Annotated in this window: 11 protein-coding genes; 4 read left to right on the top strand and 7 right to left on the bottom strand. The window is 69.4% G+C overall.

What is annotated here, in order from left to right; translation table 11 throughout:
- The first annotated feature begins 44 nt into the window (after positions 1-44).
- The 3 genes from OE647_RS01415 to OE647_RS01405 all read left to right on the top strand — a co-directional run bounded on the left by OE647_RS01415 (position 45) and on the right by OE647_RS01405 (position 2,720).
- Positions 45-977, top strand: coding sequence for a lysophospholipid acyltransferase family protein (locus tag OE647_RS01415; protein ID WP_263719801.1), 933 nt, complete (start codon positions 45-47; stop codon positions 975-977).
- A complete protein-coding gene (locus OE647_RS01410) occupies positions 974-1,609 on the top strand; it encodes a glycosyltransferase family 29 protein (RefSeq protein WP_263719800.1) in 636 nt (211 codons plus the stop codon). Before OE647_RS01415 ends, OE647_RS01410 begins: the two co-directional genes overlap by 4 nt.
- A gap of 88 nt (positions 1,610-1,697) precedes the next feature.
- Positions 1,698-2,720, top strand: a complete 1,023-nt coding sequence (locus tag OE647_RS01405; RefSeq protein WP_263719799.1) for an aspartate-semialdehyde dehydrogenase — start codon at positions 1,698-1,700, stop codon at positions 2,718-2,720.
- Between the two features lie 61 nt (positions 2,721-2,781).
- On the opposite strand, the gene OE647_RS01400 is transcribed toward OE647_RS01405, so the two are convergent.
- From OE647_RS01400 to OE647_RS01390, 3 genes are read right to left on the bottom strand one after another with little or no spacing between them, the layout of a single operon-like run.
- Positions 2,782-5,097 (bottom strand): Tex family protein, encoded by a 2,316-nt coding sequence (locus OE647_RS01400; protein ID WP_318527921.1) that lies wholly within the window; start codon positions 5,095-5,097, stop codon positions 2,782-2,784.
- 59 nt (positions 5,098-5,156) lie between these two features.
- Positions 5,157-7,193, bottom strand: a complete 2,037-nt coding sequence (gene pbpC, locus OE647_RS01395) for a penicillin-binding protein 1C (RefSeq protein WP_263719797.1) — start codon at positions 7,191-7,193, stop codon at positions 5,157-5,159.
- The gene (locus tag OE647_RS01390; RefSeq protein ID WP_263719796.1) at positions 7,194-12,656 is read right to left on the bottom strand and encodes an alpha-2-macroglobulin family protein; all 5,463 of its coding nucleotides are present in this window, start codon (positions 12,654-12,656) and stop codon (positions 7,194-7,196) included. It lies immediately after the preceding gene.
- Between the two features lie 172 nt (positions 12,657-12,828).
- Here OE647_RS01390 and OE647_RS01385 point away from each other — a divergent pair, with 172 nt between their 5' ends.
- Positions 12,829-14,532, top strand: coding sequence for a thiamine pyrophosphate-binding protein (locus OE647_RS01385; protein ID WP_263719795.1), 1,704 nt, complete (start codon positions 12,829-12,831; stop codon positions 14,530-14,532).
- Between the two features lie 12 nt (positions 14,533-14,544).
- On the opposite strand, the gene OE647_RS01380 is transcribed toward OE647_RS01385, so the two are convergent.
- From OE647_RS01380 to OE647_RS01365, 4 genes are read right to left on the bottom strand one after another with little or no spacing between them, the layout of a single operon-like run.
- Positions 14,545-15,312 carry an ABC transporter ATP-binding protein gene (locus tag OE647_RS01380; protein ID WP_412174911.1) on the bottom strand — a complete coding sequence of 256 codons (768 nt, stop codon included), beginning with the start codon at positions 15,310-15,312 and terminating at the stop codon, positions 14,545-14,547.
- Complete coding sequence (locus OE647_RS01375) at positions 15,300-16,133, bottom strand: ABC transporter ATP-binding protein (protein ID WP_263719794.1); 834 nt, start codon at positions 16,131-16,133, stop codon at positions 15,300-15,302. The genes OE647_RS01380 and OE647_RS01375 overlap by 13 nt, the downstream gene beginning before the upstream one ends.
- Positions 16,130-17,044 (bottom strand): ABC transporter permease, encoded by a 915-nt coding sequence (locus OE647_RS01370; RefSeq protein ID WP_263719793.1) that lies wholly within the window; start codon positions 17,042-17,044, stop codon positions 16,130-16,132. Before OE647_RS01370 ends, OE647_RS01375 begins: the two co-directional genes overlap by 4 nt.
- The gene (locus OE647_RS01365; RefSeq protein WP_263719792.1) at positions 17,041-18,102 is read right to left on the bottom strand and encodes an ABC transporter permease; all 1,062 of its coding nucleotides are present in this window, start codon (positions 18,100-18,102) and stop codon (positions 17,041-17,043) included. The genes OE647_RS01370 and OE647_RS01365 overlap by 4 nt, the downstream gene beginning before the upstream one ends.

Here is an 18,102-nt window from a genome sequence, read left to right as displayed (position 1 = left end):
CGATGGCCGCCGAGACATGCCGGCCCCGCAACCGCCGGATACCCGTGACCAAAGCCCCGACACTTTCCCAGAAGCTGCGCCGGCTGAACCACTGGATCACCGACCGGGCGATCCGCGCGATGCTGGCCGTTCTGCGTCTTCTGCCCTTCGACGCCCGCCGTGCGCTCGGCGCGCGGCTGGTCTCGGGCCTGGTGGCGCCGATCGCGGGCTACCGTGCGCGGGTCCGCGAGAACCTGGCGCTGGTTCTGCCCGACCTGCCGGAGGCGGAGGCCCGCCGCCTGACCCGTGCGGTTCCGGCCAACATCGGGCGCACGCTCGTCGAGCTATACTCGCCCGAGGATCTGAAGGCGCGGGTCAGGGACGAACCCTTCCAGGGGCCCGGCGTTCCCGCGCTGGAAGAGGCGCAGCGGACAGGGCGCGGCGTCCTTCTGGTGACGGGCCATATCGGCAACTACGATTCCCTGCGCGCCGCCTTGATCGCCCGGGGCTACCGCGTGGGCGGGCTCTACAAGCCCATGCGCAACCCCTTCTTCAACGAACACTACGTCGCCACGATTTCCCGCATCGGCCAGCCGCTTTTTTCGCGGACCCGCCAGGGCATGGCGGCCATGGTCCGCTTCCTGCGCGACGGCGGGATGGTGGGCGTGGTGCTGGACCAGCACACGAGCCTGGGCGAGCCGGTGATGTTCATGGGGCGCCCCGCGATGACCGGCCTCGCGGTCGCCGAGATGGCGCTGCGCTACGACGCGCTGGTGCTGCCCTGCTACGGCATCCGGCGCACGGACGGCGGCTTCACGCTCTGGTTCGAAGCGCCGGTCCCCCACAGCAACGCGCTGACCATGACGCGGGCGCTGAACGACGACCTCGAACGCCAGGTGCGCGCGCATATGGACCAGTGGCTCTGGACCCATCGGCGTTGGAAAGGCCAGCCCCCCGGTGCGGTGCCCGACGACCTGGACGAGGAGGAGGCCCAATGAGCGGCGCTCCGGCAAACCTGCTGCGATTCCTGATCGCGCGCACCCTGCGGCATGAGGCGCCGCTGGCCGCGCTGTCCTGCGGCAAGCCCGCGCTTCTGGCCGATCTGGCCGGGCGGCGCGTGGCGCTGGTCGGAAATGCGCGGTCTCTGGCCGAGGGCGCCTTCGGCCCGGCGATCGACGGGGCCGACCTCGTCATCCGCGTCAACCGCGCGCCGATGCCTGACGCCCGAAGCCATGGCACCCGCACCGACTGGCTGGCGCTGGCCGTGAAGCCAGGCCCGGGCGACCTTCGCCGCCTGAACCCGGCGCGCGTCCTGTGGATGTCGCACAAGCGCAAGCGCCTGCCCTGGGACATCGCCCGGGACCCCGGCTTCTACCTGCATCCACTGGCCGACTGGTCCCGGTTGCGTGACACGCTCGGCGCCCCGCCCACCACCGGGCTGATGATGATCGACCTTCTGGCCCAAAGCGGGCTTGAACGGCTGGACCTCTACGGATTCGACTTCTTCGCCTCGCTCTCGCTGACCGGAAGCCGGAGCGCCGCGCAGGTTCCCCATGACTTCGCGGCCGAGAAGGCCTGGGTCGAGGCGCTGACCGCCCGCGACCCGCGCATCGGGCTGACAGGCGGCTAAGACATATGCCGCACTGCCGCAACTAGCCCTTTCATTGGGCAACGCTTTCGGCTAAGGGGCCTCGTCCTTAACTTGAGGAGACCCCCAGATGGGCTACAAGGTCGTTGTCGCCGGCGCCACGGGGAATGTGGGCCGCGAAATGCTGAACATCCTCGCCGAGCGGGAATTCCCCGTCGACGAGATCGCCGCGCTTGCCAGCCGCAAGTCGCTTGGCACCGAGGTTTCGTTTGGCGACAAGACCCTCAAGACCAAGGACCTGGACACGTTCGACTTCACCGGCTGGGACATCGCGCTGTTCGCGGTGGGCTCGGACGCGACGAAGGTCTATGCGCCCAAGGCCGCCGCGGCGGGCTGCGTGGTGATCGACAACTCCTCGCTCTATCGCTACGACCCGGAAATCCCGCTGGTCGTGCCGGAAGTGAACCCGGAAGCGGTGGAGCAGTACAAGACCCGCAACATCATCGCGAACCCCAACTGCTCGACCGCGCAGATGGTCGTGGCGTTGAAGCCGCTGCATGACCGCGCGCGCATCAAGCGCGTCGTGGTTTCCACCTATCAGTCCGTTTCGGGCGCGGGCAAGGCCGGCATCGACGAGCTTTGGGACCAGACCAAGTCGATCTACAACCCGACCGACGAGGTCGCGCCGAAGAAGTTCACCAAGCAGATCGCCTTCAACGTCATCCCCCATATCGACGTCTTCCTCGATAGCGGCGAGACCAAGGAAGAGTGGAAGATGGTGGCCGAAACGAAGAAGATCCTCGACAAGTCGATCAAGGTCACCGCGACCTGTGTGCGCGTGCCGGTCTTCGTCGGCCATTCCGAGGCGATCAACCTGGAGTTCGAGGACTTCCTGGATGAGGACGAGGCCCGCGACATCCTGCGCGAGGCGCCGGGCGTCATGGTCGTCGACAAGCGCGAGAACGGTGGCTACATCACGCCCATCGAATGCGTCGGCGAATACGCGACCTACATCAGCCGCATCCGCCAGGACTCGACGATCGACAACGGCCTGAACCTCTGGTGCGTGTCGGACAACCTGCGCAAGGGCGCGGCGCTGAACGCGGTGCAGATCGCCGAGACGCTGGGCAACCGCTGCCTGAAGAAGGGCTGAGGTCCTCGCCCAGACCGGAACAAGGATCGGCGCCCCGCGGGGCGCCGATTTCGTTTTGGCCTCAGCGTTTCTTCAGCGCGTCCATCAGCGCTGCCCCGAAGGCACCCTGCGAGGGCGCGGGGCTTGCGCTCATCGGGCGTTTCGTCCCGCCCGGCTTGCCGCCGGACTTCGGCGCGTCGTTGCGCAATGCCTTGTCCTCGCGCGCGGACGCCCCGCCGTCCTTGCGCATGCTCAGCCCGATCCGCTTGCGCGGCACGTCCACCTCGGTCACGCGGACCTTGACCACGTCGCCGGCCTTCACCACCTCATGCGGGTCCTTGACGAAACGGTCGGCCAACTGGCTGACATGCACCAGCCCATCCTGGTGGATGCCGATATCGACGAAGGCGCCGAAGGCCGCGACGTTCGTCACCGTGCCTTCCAGGACCATGCCCGGCTTCAGGTCCTTGATGTCCTCGACCCCCTCGGCAAAATTCGCGGTGACGAAGCTGGGGCGCGGGTCACGGCCGGGCTTTTCCAGTTCCGCCAGGATGTCGCGCACCGTGGGCAGGCCGAAGCTGCCGGTGACGAAATCCTCGGCCCTCAACCGCCGCAGGGCGGAGGTGTCCCCCATCAAGGCCCGGATGTCGCGCCCGCAGGCTTTCACGATCTTGCGCGCGACCTCATAGGCCTCCGGGTGGACGGCGGAGGCATCGAGCGGTTCTTCCCCCTCGCGGATGCGCAGGAAACCCGCGCATTGTTCGAAGGCCCGCGGCCCCAGGCGCGACACGTCTAGCAGTTTCTTGCGCGACCGGAAGGGGCCGTTAGCGTCGCGGTGGGCGACGATGGCCTCCGCCAGCCCCGGCCCTAGGCCCGACACATGCGTCAGAAGCGCGGCCGAGGCGGTGTTCAGGTCCACCCCCACGGCGTTCACCGCGTCCTCCACCACCGCCTCCAGCGATTTCGCGAGGCGGTATTGGTCCACGTCGTGCTGGTATTGGCCGACGCCGATGGACTTCGGCTCGATCTTCACCAGTTCGGCCAGAGGGTCCTGCAAGCGCCGCGCGATGGACACCGCGCCGCGCAGCGAAACGTCAAGTTCCGGGAATTCCCGCGCCGCAAGTTCCGAGGCCGAGTAGACCGAGGCCCCAGCCTCGGACACCACGACCTTGGTCGGCATCTTCGCCCCCTTGGGCAGGCGTTTGAGCGTGTCCGCGACCAGCCGCTCGGTCTCGCGGCTGGCGGTGCCATTGCCAATGGCGATCAGCTCAACCCCATGCCGGGCGATCAATGCCAGCAACGCCGCCTCGGCCCCCAGGAGATCGCTTTTCGGTGGAAAGGGATAAAGCGTCGCGGTCGCCAAGAGCTTGCCGGTCGCATCGACAACCGCCGCCTTAACCCCTGTGCGGATGCCGGGGTCGAGCCCCAGCGTCGTCTTGGCCCCGGCAGGCGCGGCCAGCAGCAGGTCCTTGAGGTTGCGGGCAAAGACGCCGATCGCCTCTTCATGCGCCCGCGCGCGCAGGTCCGACAGCAGGTCCAGCATCATCGAGGTCGAAAGCTTCACCCGCCAGGTCCAGCCCGCCGCCGCGCGCAGCCACTGGTCGCCCGGCCCCGCCCCCCGGGCGTCCAAAGCCGCGGCCACCATCGCCTCGGCCCGCTTGCCGCCATCCTCGCCCGCAGGCGCGATGTCGATGGTCACGACGCCCTCGTTCGCGGCCCGCAGGATCGCCAGCGCCCGGTGGGAGGCGATCTTGGCCCAGCCTTCGGTATGGGCGAAGTAGTCGGAATATTTGGCGCCCTTCTCCTCCTGCCCCGGCACGACGCGGGCGAGGATCTCTGCCTCGCGCTGCATGAAGGCGCGCAGGTCGCCCAGAAGGCCCGCGTTTTCCGTGAGCCCCTCCGCCACGATGTCGCGCGCGCCGTTCAGGGCGTCCTTCACGGTTGGGACCGCTTCGCTCACATAGGCCGCCGCCAGCGCCTCCGGATCGGCGGCGCGGTCGGCCAGGACCGCCTCCGCCAGCGGCGCCAGCCCGTTTTCACGCGCAATCATCGCCTTGGTGCGGCGCTTGGGCTTGTAGGGCAGGTAGATGTCCTCAAGCTCCGCCTTGGTCTCGGCCCGGCCGATCGCGACCGAAAGCTCGTCCGTCAGCTTGCCCTGCTCGGTGATCGAGGACAGGATCGCGACGCGGCGTGCCTCAAGCTCGCGCAGGTAGTCGAGCCGGTCGGCCAGCTTGCGAAGCTGCGTGTCGTCAAGGCCACCCGTCACCTCCTTGCGGTAGCGCGCGACGAAAGGGACCGTCGCGCCCCCGTCCAGAAGCTCCACCGCGGCGTTGACCTGCTGGGGCTTGGCGCCGATTTCCTCGGCGATGGTCCGGGCGATGCGCTGGGTCGTGTCCAAGGGATCCTCCATGACTGCGGATCGTCTTCTTAGCGGCGGCGAGGCCAGAGGCCAAGCGGTCAGTTCAGCGTCACCGAGACCGCCGCGCTGCGCCCCTCCGCGTCGATGACCGAGAGGCGGTAGAACCCGCGCCCGCCAAGCGCCAGCAGCGTTTCGCGCGCGCTCTGCCCGGCTGAGGCCGGGGTGCCGTTGATCATCCAGACGAAAGGCGCGGTGCCGTCGCGGACACGCACCGCGACCGTGCCGTCGGGTGCCTCGATGGCCGCTCCGTCCGGGGGGAAGGCGACCTTGGGGGCGTCCGGCGCGGCCATGGCGAAAACGGCGCCGCGAGGGCGGAACTGGCGCAGCGGCTGAGGCAACCGGGCGTTGGGCAGAATCAACGTGGCGGGAGGCGGCGGGGGTAGCGGATCGAAACGGGGTTTCAGCCGCCCGAAGACCTCAAACAGGATGGGCGCCGCCAGATCGCCGCCGAAGGCGCCGGGGACCGGCGTGCCATCCGCCCGCCCCATCCAGACCCCGGCGACATGCGCCCCGTCGAACCCCACCGCCAGCGCGTCCCGGTGGCCGTAGCTGGTGCCGGTCTTGTAAGCAAGCCGCCCCGGCGCGGCCCCGGCGGGCGGGGGAAGCTGCGCCAGGATGTCGATGACCTGCCAGGCGGCCTCCGCCCCGAACAGCGACTGGGGCAGCGGCCCCGCCGCGCCCGGCACCGCCGAAAGCCTGACCGGACGCCCCAACCGCGCCAGCCCCGCATAACCCTGCACCAGGTCCTGAAGCGAGATCCCCAAGCCCCCCAGCGCCGCGGCCAGTCCCGGCCGCCCGCCGGGCACCTCGGCCCGCGCCCCCGCCCGACGGAGCGTGGCCAGCAGGTTCGCGGGGCCCAGCGCCTCGGTCAGGCTCACCACGGGGAGGTTCAGCGACTGGATCAGCGCCTCGCGCACCGGGAGCGTGCCGCGGAACCGGCCGTCGAAGTTCTGCGGCTCGTAGGTGCCGAAGGCCATCGGCCGGTCGTCGATCAGCGTTTCGGGATGCGCCAGCCCCTGGTCGAAGGCCAGCGCATAGACGAAAGGCTTCAGCGTCGATCCAGGGGACCGCAGCGCCTGCGTCATATCCACGAAGCCCTTCCGCCTCGCGTCCCCCCACTCCGCCGTGCCAACGGAGGCAAGGATTTCCCCCGTCCGGTGATCGGCCACCACGATCGCGACCGACAACTGCTCGCCCGCGCGGCGCGCCGCCTGCGCCGCAAGTGTTTCCAGAGACGCCTGAAGCGGCGCCCGGATCGTCGTCCGGTGCAGCCGCGCGACGGGATCGGCCCGGCGCAGCGCCTCGGACAAAAGCGCGGCGTGATCTGGGAAGTCGCGGCGCAGGGTGGGGACAGGCTCGGTTTCCGCCGCGGCCACGCGGTCCTGGCTCAGGACCCGCGCCCGCTCCATCCGGTCCAGCACGCGGGCGCGGGCCTCGGCCGCAGCGCCGGGGTGGCGGTCGGGGCGCCGAGTCTCGGGGCTTTGCGGGATCGCGACCAGAAGCGCGGCCTCGGCCGGGGTCAGATGGCGCGGCTCCTTGCCGAAATAGGCCAGCGCCGCCGCCCGCACCCCCTCGATGTTGCCGCCGTAGGGCGCGAGGCGCAGGTAGAGGTCCAGGATCTCCGATTTCGTGAGCCGCCGTTCCAGCGCCAGCGCGACGCGGATCTGGCGCAGCTTGCCTGCCCAGCGCCCGGTCCCGCCCTCTTCGAGCAACCGCGCGACCTGCATCGTCAAAGTCGAGCCGCCCGAGACGATATGACCGTTGGCAAGCGCCTGCCCCGCCGCGCGCAGCATCGCCAGCGGATCGACCCCGCCATGGCTGAAAAAGCGCCGGTCCTCATAGGCGGTCAGCATCGCCACGAACAGCGGATCGACCGGGCCCGGCTCCAGCCGCCAGCGGCCATCCCCGACGGTGAAGGCCCGCAGGAGGTTGTCGTCACGGTCCCGCACCTCGACCGAGGTTTCGACGGCCAGGGGCGGTAAGTCCGTCGCCGCAACCCAGGTGTCGAACGCATCGCGCACGAACCCACCGACAAGCAGCAGGGCCGCCGCCAGGATGAAGCCGCGCGCGCGCATCTAGCCGCCGACCCGGACCCGACCCGCCTCCGAACGGGCGCGGTAATCGGGGCGGTACATGTCCTCGACCGTCGCGGCGGGCAGGTGATAGCTGCCGGGGGAAACCGCACGGACGACATAGGCCAGGCGGAATGGCTCGGGAGAGGTCCAGTCGACGGCGGCGAGGAACCGGTCCTGCCGGAACTCGACGCTCCGGGTCGTCTCGACCGTATCGAGCCAGTCGAGCGCCGCGACATCGCCGCTGCGGATCAGGTTCGGGTTGTCGATCTCGAACCCGGCGGGCAGAGGGTCATTCACCATCAGCCGCGCCTCTCCGCCACCGAAGGGCGTGACCTCGATCACGGTGACAAGCCGGGTGCCCTGGGCCACGTCGGAAGGGTCGGCCTCCTCCCCCTCAAGGGTGAACCAGCGCCGGGTGATCGCATAGCCGTTGCCGCCTGCGGGTTCCGCCGCCGCGGGCACCCCGAAGGTCGACAGCGTCAGCGTCGCCTCCGCCCCGCCACTGTTGGTGATCACCTGGGCCGGGGCGCCGTCCCCGTCCGCCGTCATGCGGACCATGGGCCCGGTCAGCGGCGCGCCATCGACGCTAAAGCGCGCACCTGCGTCCGAGCCCAGCATGGCGTGCGCGGCAAGCAGCGCCCAGGTCGCCTCCTGTGTCGAAAGCGGGCGGGTGGCAAGGGCCGCCGCCACCGACTGGCCGATGGCATCGGCGGGAACGACCTCTGACCCCGCCTCTGTCGCGAGCGCCAGGACGGCCGCCGCATCGCGCAGGCCGGTGCCGTAGTCGGCCCGCCAAAGCTGCGCCTCGGCCTCCGCCAGGCCGTTGCGCGACAGGATCTCGGCGGCCTGCCGGAACATTGCGTCGGCGCGCCGCTGGTCTCCGTAGGACGCCAGCGCAGCGCCAAGCTGGGCCGCCGCGATCGGGGTGTCGAAGGCCCCGGCCCGGACATCGGCATAGTAGCGCAGATCGCCGATCGCCGCCGCGCCCTCCCGCGCCAGGACCATCATCGCATAGGCGTAGGGGCCGCCGTCCTCGTCGAACTCCGGCGCGTAGTTCAGCCGGTTCCTGAGGTTGTCGAGCGCGTTGCGGAAAGCGGTGTCCGACACCTTATAGCCCTGGATGCGCGCACGGCTCAGGAAATCGGTGACGAAGGCATCGAGCCAGAGGTCGCCAGAATCCGGGTACCAAAGCCCGAAGGCCCCGCCGGAGGACTGGTTCAGCAGGATCTCTCCGATCGCTTCCTGCACCCGCTGGCGGATGCCGCCGGTGTCGCCCGCGCTGCCCATGGCGCTGGCCAGTTCTTCGAAATAGAGCAGCGGCAGCGCCTTGGAGGTCATCTGTTCGGTGCAGCCATAGGGGTAGCGGTCGAGCGCGGCGAGGATGCCCGGCGCGTTGAACCGCGCGATGGGGCCAAGCGCCAGCGTCGCGCGCCCCGTACCCGTCCGGTAGTCGGCAAAGACATCGCCGTCGAGCGTGAAGGAGGCCCCCGGCGCCAGCGTGAACTGGTGCTGGCGCAGCGTTTCGGGGTCGTTGGCGCGCACCGGCAGGTCGAGCGTCTTGACCAGCTGCCGCCCGTCCGGCGTGCTCAGCGCCACCCGGATCGTCGCGTCGCCCTCTCCCTTGGGGGCGGCGATGGGAACCGTGATGACCGACTTCGCCTTCTCGGCCAGATCGAGACCAGATGGCGCCGCGCCCAGGTCGAGCCCCGTGGCCGAGACATCGAGACCCATACGGCCAGACGGCCCGGCGGCATGCACGACCTCCAGCCTCAGCGTGGTTTCGTCACCGGGCGCGAGGAAACGTGGAACCGAGGCGGTGACCACGACCGGATCGCGCACCAGAACCTCTGCCCTCGCCTGGCCGATCGCTGATTTGGTCCAGGCAACCGCCATCACCCGAACGGTCCCGTTGAACGCCGGCAGCGTGAATTCGGTGCGTGCATAGCCATCCGCGCCCACTGTCAGGGGACCGGAGAAATAGGCCACCAGCTTCTCCGTCGGGGGCGGAGACTGGAGCCGCGCGGCGCCTGCGTCACCGCCGGACCGGACCTGGCCCATGGCGCCGTTCTGGCCGTCGATGAGGCGCCCATAGACATCGCGTATCGCCATGCCCAGCCGCCGCTGACTGAAATAATGCCCCTCGGGATCGGGCGCGTCAAAGCCGGTCAGGTTCAGGATGCCGAGATCCACGGCCGCAAGCGTGACCTGCGCGGTTTCGCCCGGCGCGATCCCTTCGACGCGGACCGCGACGGGCAGCGGGCCGCGCGGATCGGCCTCGGGCGCGACCTCGACCGTGGTGGCAAGCCGCTTCGCGCCGGGATCGACCGGCGCATAGGACAGGCCCAGCGCCCGGGCAGGCGTGCGGCCCGCCGCCGCGTCCATCGGCCTGAGGACCGAGGCCGTGACATAGGCACCCGCCCCCCACTCGGCGGTCACCGGCAGGTCGATCGTGTTTTCGCCCTCCGTGACCTCGACCGCCTTCATCGCGATCAGCCGGTTGGAGACGACGCTGACCAGCGCCACCCCCGCCGTGCGCGGCACGATCCTGAGCCGGGCGGTATCGCCCGCGCGGTAGGCGGGCTTGTCGAGCGACAGCTCAAGCGTATCGGGCGTGCTGGCCGTGTCCGCCGGGGCGTACCAGCCCGCGTAGAACGAAACCGAGGCCGCGCCGGGCGCGCCGTCGGCGGGCTCGACCAAAAGTTCGTATTCGCCCCACTCCACCTGCCCCTCGATCCGGACCGGCGCATCGCCAAGCTCCGCCGTCCCCTCATCGACCCGCGTGCGGACGGTCGATACGTCCCAGTTCCACTGGCCGTAGAGCGCATACCACTGGTAGCGGCGGTCCAACCGGTTGAGCCGCCAGCGCACCTTCAGCGCCGCGGGCTGGGCGTCCGGGCCCAGCGCGATCAGCCGGAACTCCGCCGGGAGGCCCTGCGGCGATACGCCGTCCTCGAACGCGGGCTTGATCCCGATGACGGGGCTTGCGGGCAGGACCAGCCGTTCCAGCCCGCGCTCGACCGGGCGACCGGAGCCTTCCAGGAGCCGGACGCCATAGCGCACGCTCAGGGGTCGGGCGGCTTCCGGGCCAAGTTCCGGCAGGGTGACCTGGAGGCGGGCCTTGCCATCGGCATTGGTCGCGCCGGGGTCCGCGACGTAGTCGAAATAGACGGGGAAGTCCGCGTCATGGCGGCCAAAGCTGTAGCCGGGATGGTCCGGCATGTCCCGGGCGGCGCTGATGCGGTAATCGCCCTCGATGGGCAACTCGGCCGCAGGCGCGCCGAACAGGTAGCGCGCGTCGATGGCGATCTCCGCCGTGGCGCCCAGCGCCTGGGGCCCCTCCGCCATCGTCAGGTCGAAGTCGATGCGTTCGGGCAAGAAGTCCTCGACCAGGAAGGACTGGGAGGTGAGGATCGGACCTTTTTCCTCGGCCCGTGCCTCCATCCGCCAGGTTCCGCGCGGGGCGGAGCCCGCCAGCGCGAAGGACACCGCCCGCCCCCCGCCCCCCGCGTCAGGGGCCAGCGCGCGGGCATATTCCACCCCGTCGGGACGGACGAGCCGCACTGTCAACGGCAACCCCTCGATCGCGGACATATTGGCGTCGCGGGCAAGGATCGTGGCGTTCACCGTCTCACCCGCGCGGTAGGCACCACGATCGGTCGACAGGAAAACATCGACGGCAGGCGCGGCGGGCCGGCCCGCGACACCCCGGTCGGACAGGTCGAACTCAGGCTCGCTCAGCGACAGGTAGGAAAAGTCGTCCCCCTTCGCGACCGTGAGCAGCGCGGGCGCCTGACCTGCGGTTCCCGAAACCAGCGCCGGGGCGAAGCGGGCGTAGCCCTCCGCGTCCGTCTCGGCCGTGGCGAGGACCGCGTTGGCGGCCGAAATCAGCGTGACCGTCGCCCCGGGCTTGGCCGAGGCATCGCCAAGGCTGCGGGCAAAGACATGCAGCCCGTCCGCCCCCTGCATCGTCGTGAACCCGATGTCGGAGATCACGAACCACTGCGTCGCGGGCGGGATCAGGTCGGGATCGCTGTCCGCGACCTGCGCCTGAAGGGCGTAGATACCGGGGCCCAGGTCCGTCAGCGCGGCGTCCAGCGGCAACCGGGTGGTCACGTCGCGATTGACCTCGCCCGGCGCGGTGTCGGCGGCGCCACGCCAGACCTCTGCGGCGTACTGGCTGGTGAAGTATTCCGCCGTCCAGTAGTCGAGCGGCCGGCCCACGAAATCCTCGCGAAAAGCCGCGACGAGGTTGCGATCGGAAACCGCCCAAAGGGTCAGGGTCAGATGCGGCGCGTTGACGGTTTCGACCGGGATGCCGCTTTCGGTGGCGCGCGGCAGGATATAGGCGCGGCCCGGGAAGCGGACCGACGGCGCGCGGTCGCGGACATAGGCCTGGATCGTCACGTCCTTGACGAGCCTTTGGCCATCAGCCGCCGGAAGCCCGGCGCGGAAGGTCAGCGCGTAGCGCTTGCCATGCTGAACACCGCCCACGCAGATCCGGTTGGTGTCGCTTTCCACCGCCAGACCGCCTTCGGGCAGCGCGACATAGGGTGCGTAGTCGAAGCCCGTGCCATCCAGCGCCTCGGTGAAGGTCGCGCAGATGCGGGGGGCTGCGCTCTCGCTCTCAACCTCGTGTTCGGAGATGCGGAAGCCGTATTTCCCGATCGCGTCCTCCAGCAGCGCCGCCGCGTCGTCGCGGGGCTGGATCTCCTGCGCCAGGCGCAGGGTGGGGACCATGTCGCGCCCGCGGCCCGTGGCCTCGAACGCGCGGGCAAGGGTGAAAAGCGCGCTGGCCCGGACCGCCGGGCGCTCCGCCCGAAGATAGGCGTTGAGCGCGGCGGAGACCGTTGTCTGCGGGTTGAGGAACCGGTCGGCGTCGAAGCGGTCCAGATAGGCGATCAGAAGCTCAGCATATTCGGTCCAGTCGGCCGCCGCGTCGGTCAGGTTCAGCGCCGCCCCCTGCAGCCGGAGCGCGCCGGCGGCATCGCCCGCTTGGCGCGCCTCTGCCACGCCGGCCAGAAGCGCTTCGCTGCTGTTGGCGCCCGTCAGATGCAGGCGCGACAGCCGGGTCGCCAGGTCGAACGCGGCCGCGAAATCCTCCTCCCGCAGGAAGGAAAGCTCCGCCGCCCGCTCCGGCGCGCGGGCAAGGGCCGGCGGATCGGCCGCCATCACCCGGCCCGAGATGGCCCGTTCATAGGGCCGCGCCTCAGTCACGTCGGACTTCAGGAAGCAGGAATGCGCCTTGGCGTTGTAGGTCAGCGCCTGGCATTCCGGCACGCTCAGGCAGGCGGCTGAACAGGCCTCGATCGTGGTGTCGAAGAGGGCGCGAAGGTCCGAGCCGTAGAAATCGGTATCCGCCGTCAGCACCAGCCGCCGCTCTGGCACAAGGGCGCGATCCTGCGCGAGCGCCGGGGTTCCAAAAAGCGTAAGTGCTGAAAGCAAAAGCAATCCCGGCAGGCGCATACGAACCTCCTTTGTCTAATCGGGGGAAGGGTGCCACGGGGCCGAAGGGATCGCAATGCGCTTGCGCCCCGGGGTCACGGGCGACCCGAGGGCAATCTGCACTTGACGTCGAATATCATGCTGTATTCAGATCGGACGACACGCATGACGACCCAGCCCGATGGGGGGATCCATGGCCGAAACAGCCAAACCCAACGCGATGACCGGCGCCGAGGCCCTGGTGCGGATGCTCGACGCCTACGAGGTGCGCCACATCTTCGGCCTGTGCGGCGACACGACGCTGCCCTTCTATGACGCGCTTTACCGGCTGGATCACAAGATCGAGCATATCCTGACCCGCGACGAACGCTCGGCCGCCTACATGGCCGACGGCTACGCCCGCGTGACAAAGAAGGTAGGCGTGTGCGAGGGGCCCTCGGGCGGGGGGGCAACCTATATCCTGCCGGGGCTCGTGGAGGCCAACGAAAGCTCTGTCCCCGTGCTGGCGATCACCTCGGACGTAGGGACGCGGGCGAAGGGCCATTACCCGCTGACCGAACTGGACCAGCAGGGGCTGATGCGCCCGCTGACCAAGTTCAACACCGTGATCCAGCATGCCGACGCGGTGCCCGACGCGGTGCGCACGGCCTTCCGGACCATGACCACGGGGCGGCCGGGATCGGCACATCTGGGCCTGCCGATCGACGTGCAGCGGGGGCAGGCGAACCCCGACGACATCTGGGCCGACCCCGCCCATGCCCGCTTTCCGGCCTATCCGTTCGGCGCCGATCCCGCGGCGGTGGAAGCCGCGCTGGACGCGATCCTCTCGGCGCGGTTCCCGATCGTGATCTGCGGGGGCGGCATCGTCCTTGCGGGGGGTGAGGCCGCCTTCGCCCGCTTTGTCGAGGCATTGGATATCGCCGTCGCCACCACGATCTCCGGCCAGGGCAGCATCGCGGAGACGCATCCCAACTGCGTGGGTGTGGTGGGCTCGAACGGCGGCGTCCCGGCGACACGCGAACTCGTGCAGCGGGCGGATCTTGTCGTCTTCATCGGATGCCGCGCGGGGTCGGTCACGACCGAGCTTTGGCGTTACCCCGCCAAGGGCACGCGGATCGTCCATATCGACAGCGATCCGGAGGTCATCGGCGCCTCCTACCGGACCGAGGTCGGCGTGGTCTCCGATGCCCGTCTGGCGCTCGACGCGCTGAACGCGGCGCTTGAGGCGCGCGGGGCCCAGCCGGGCTTCGGCGGGGCGGCGGCGATCGCGCCGCTTAAGGCGCGCAAATGGGAGGCGTTTCATCGCCTCTCGTCCAGCGCCGAGCGCCCGATCCGGCCCGAACGCACCATCGCCGCGCTGCGCAAGGTGCTGGACGACGACGCCATCGTGGTCGGCGATCCGGGCACGCCCTGCCCCTATATCTCCGCCTTCTACGAACTGCGCACGACGGGGCGGAAGCTTTTCTCCAACCGCGCGCACGGGGCGCTTGGCTATGCGCTGTCGGCCTCGGTCGGCGCGGCGGTCGGCGCGCCGGGCAAGAAGATCGTGGCGCTGATGGGCGACGGCAGCTTCGGCTTCACCTGCGGGGAACTTGAAACGGTGGTGCGGCTGAACCTGCCAATCACCTTCATCGTCTTTTCCAACGCCGTCTACGGCTGGATCAAGGCCGGCCAACGGTCGGCCTTCGAGGGGCGCTATTACTCGGTCGATTTCGGACGCACCGACCACCGCGCGGTGGCGGAGGCCTTTGGCCTGCGCGCCTGGCAGGTCGAGGACCCGGAGAAGCTGGAAGGCATCCTGCGCGAAGCGGCGAACCATCCCGGCCCGACGCTGGTCGACATCCTCAGCCAGCCCCTGAACGAGGCCGCCGCCCCGGTCAGCGAGTGGATCGCCTGACCGCGACCCGTGTCAGCCGGGCGCGGGGCTGTAGCCCTCGGAGGCCGCCAGCAGCTTGCGGGTATAGTCCGTCTCCGCCCGGTGCGCAGCCAGTGCCGCGCGCGAAAGCTCCTCGACGGCGCGGCCGTGCTGCATGACGATCAGCCGCTCGCACATGTGCGACACCACGGCCAGGTCGTGCGAGACCATCAGGTAGGTCAGCCCGCGTTCGGCGCGCAGCCGGTCCAGCAGGTTCAGAACCTCTGCCTGGATCGAGGCGTCGAGCGCCGAGGTCGGCTCGTCCAGCAGCAGGACCTGCGGTTCGAGGATCAGCGCGCGCGCGATGGCGACGCGCTGGCGCTGCCCGCCCGAGAGCTGATGCGGATAGCGGAAGCGGAACCCCGCGCCCAGCCCGACCTCCGCCAGGGCCTGCTCGATCCGCTCCTCCCGCCGGTCGAAACCATGGATGGCCAGCGGCTCGGACAGGACCTTGTCCACCGTGTGGCGTGGGTGGAGCGAGGCGTAGGGGTCCTGGAACACCATCTGCACCTGGCGGAAGAACGCGGCGGACCGTGGGGTTTGCAGCCCCTGCCCGCCCATCGCGACGGACCCGGCGCTGGTGGGCGCCAGCCCGCAAAACGCCCGGAGCACGGTCGACTTGCCCGACCCGCTTTCGCCGACGATGCCGAAGCTTTCGCCGCGCATCACCTCGAAGCTGACACCGCGCACCGCGCGCACCGTGTCGCCGCCACGGCGGAACGTGACCTCCAACCCGTCGACGGTGATCATCACTTCGCCCATGCCGCGTCCCTTTCCAGCGTCGGAAGCGGGCGCTGCCCGCCCTCGATCTGCGGCAGGCAGTTCATCAGGCCGCGCGTATAGGAGTGCTGCGCCTGCTTCAGCTCCGAGGCCTTGAGTTCCTCCACCACCCGGCCCGCGTACATCACCAGAACCCGGTCGCAGAACGAGGACACCAGCCGCAGGTCATGGCTGATGAAGATCAGGCCCATGCCGCGCTCGGCCACGAGCCGGTCGAGGATGCGCAGGACCTCCACCTGGACCGTCACGTCAAGCGCCGAGGTCGGCTCATCCGCGATCAGCAGGTCGGGTTCGGTCACCAGCATCATCGCGATCATCGCGCGCTGGCCCATGCCGCCCGACAATTCGTGCGGGTAGGCGCGGAAGACGCGCTCCGGATCACGGATCTGCACCGCCTCCAGCATCGCGAGCGCGCGGTCGCGCGCCTCGGCCCGGGTGCCGGTGGCGCCGAATTTCACCGCCTCGACGATCTGGCGGCCCACGGTCATGACGGGGTTGAGCGAGAATTTCGGGTCCTGCATGACCATGGACATGCGCGCGCCCCTGAGGCTGCGCCAGGTCGCGGGCCTGGCCGCACGCAGGTCGATCCCGTCGAAATCCAGGATCTTGGCCGTGGCCCTGCCCGGCGGCGGCGTCAACCCCAGGATCGCGCGGCCCGTCTGGCTCTTGCCCGATCCGCTTTCGCCCACGATGCCGAGCCGTTCGCGGCCCAGCGTGAAGGATACGCCGCGCACGACCTCGGACGGGCCCTGGCGGGTCGGAAAGGTCACGCGCAGGTCTTCGACGGTCAGAAGCGGGCTCATTTGCGGGCCTTCGGGTCAAGCACGTCGCGCAGGCCATCGCCCAGAAGGTTGAAGCCGAGCGAGACGATGAAGATGGCGATGCCGGGTACGGTCGCGACCCACCACTGGTCGATCAGGAACCGCCGCCCCGCGGCGATCATGGCGCCCCATTCGGGCTGCGGCGGCTGCGCGCCGAGGCCAAGGAACCCAAGGCCCGCCGCGGTCAGGATGATCCCCGCCATGTCGAGGGTTACGCGGATCACGACCGAGGACAGGCAAAGCGGCGTCACATGGCCCCAGAGGATACGCGCCGAGGACGCGCCTTGAAGCCGCGCGGCGTTGATGTAATCGCTGTCGCGGATCGTCAGCGTCTCCGCCCGCGCAAGACGCGCATAGGGCGGCCAGGAGGTGATGGCGATGGCGATGATCGCGTTCTCGATCCCCGGACCGAGCGCCGCCACGAACGCGAGCGCGAGGATCAGCCGCGGAAAGGCCAGGAAGATGTCCGTGAGCCGCATCAGCACGGTATCGACCCAGCCCCCGAAATAGCCCGAGGTCGTGCCGACCAAGAGCCCGATCGGGGTGGCGATGACGGCGACCAGCACCACGACCATCAGCGTCAGGCGCGACCCGTGGACGATCCGGCTGAAGATGTCGCGCGCGAGGTCGTCGGTGCCGAAGATATGCCCCTCGGAGAAGAGAGGCAGGAACCGCTCGGTCCGCAGGTCGCCGCCGAGGACGGGGTCGTAGGGGGCGATCACATCGGCGAAAAGCGCCACGAGGATCAGCGCAAGCACGATCGCGAGCCCGACCATGGCCAGCCAGTTGGAACGGAAGGAAAGCCAGGTCCGGTAGGCCTGCCCAAGCCGCGCCTGACGGCGCGACGCGGGCTGGTCGGACAAAAGCCAGTCGCGGCGGGAAAGGCTGCTCATGCCTGCCTCCGCACGCGGGGATCAAGGAGCGAATAAAGCAGGTCGGACATGAGGTTCAGCCCCACGAAGATCGCCCCGATCAGGAGCGTCGAGCCCAGCACCGCGTTCATGTCCGCGTTCTGGAGGGAGTTGGTCAGGTATTGCCCCAGCCCCGGCCAGGCGAAGACCGTTTCGGTCAGCACCGAGCCTTCGAGCAGGTTCGCATAGGACAGCGCGATCACCGTGACCAGCGGCACCGCCGCGTTGCGCAGCGCGTGGACCCAGATGATGCGCCATTCCGGCACGCCCTTGACGCGGGCCGTGATGACATATTCCTGCGCCAGTTCGTTCAGCATGAAGCTGCGCGTCATCCGGCTGATATAGGCCATGGAGAAATAGCCCAGAAGCGAGGCGGGCAGGATGATATGGGACATGACGTTCCCGAACGCCTCCCATTCGCCCTGCATGGCGCTGTCGAGAAGCAGAAGGCCGGTCTTGACCGTGATCGAATACTCATAGGCGATATCGACCCGCCCCGGTCCCGCGACCCAGTGCAGCCGTGCGTAAAAGACCAGAAGCCCCAGAAGGCCCAGCCAGAAGATCGGGGCCGAATAGCCGACAAGGCCCAGCACACGCACGACCTGGTCGGCCAACCGGCCCTGCCGGACCGCCGCCCAGACCCCCATCGGGACACCCAGGACCGTGCCGATCAGGATCGCGACCGTCGCCAGCTCCAGCGTCGCGGGGAAGACGCGGGCGATGTCGTCCGCGATGTCGCGCTTGGTCAGGAAGCTTTGCCCGAAATCGCCACTCAGCACCTTTTGCAGGTAGAGCCAGAACTGCTCGTAAAGCGGCCGGTCGAGGCCAAGCTCGATGAAGACCCGGTCATAGACCGACTTCGGCGCGCGGTCGCCGATCACGGCCAGAACCGGATCGACGGGGACCACCCGGCCGATCAGGAAGGTCACGACTAGGAGGCCGAGAAAGGTCAGCGCGACCGTCGCCGCAATCTTCGTGACCTTCCACAGGATACGAGGGAGGGCGCCCGTGCGCCCTCCGCCGTCGGTATCATCGCTCAT

The sequence above is a fragment of the Albidovulum sediminicola genome (assembly GCF_025751575.1).
GTDB classification, from domain to species: Bacteria; Pseudomonadota; Alphaproteobacteria; order Rhodobacterales; family Rhodobacteraceae; genus Albidovulum; species Albidovulum sediminicola.
The sequence above is the reverse complement of the archived record's forward strand: the minus strand, read 5'-3'. Positions and strand labels throughout refer to the sequence as shown.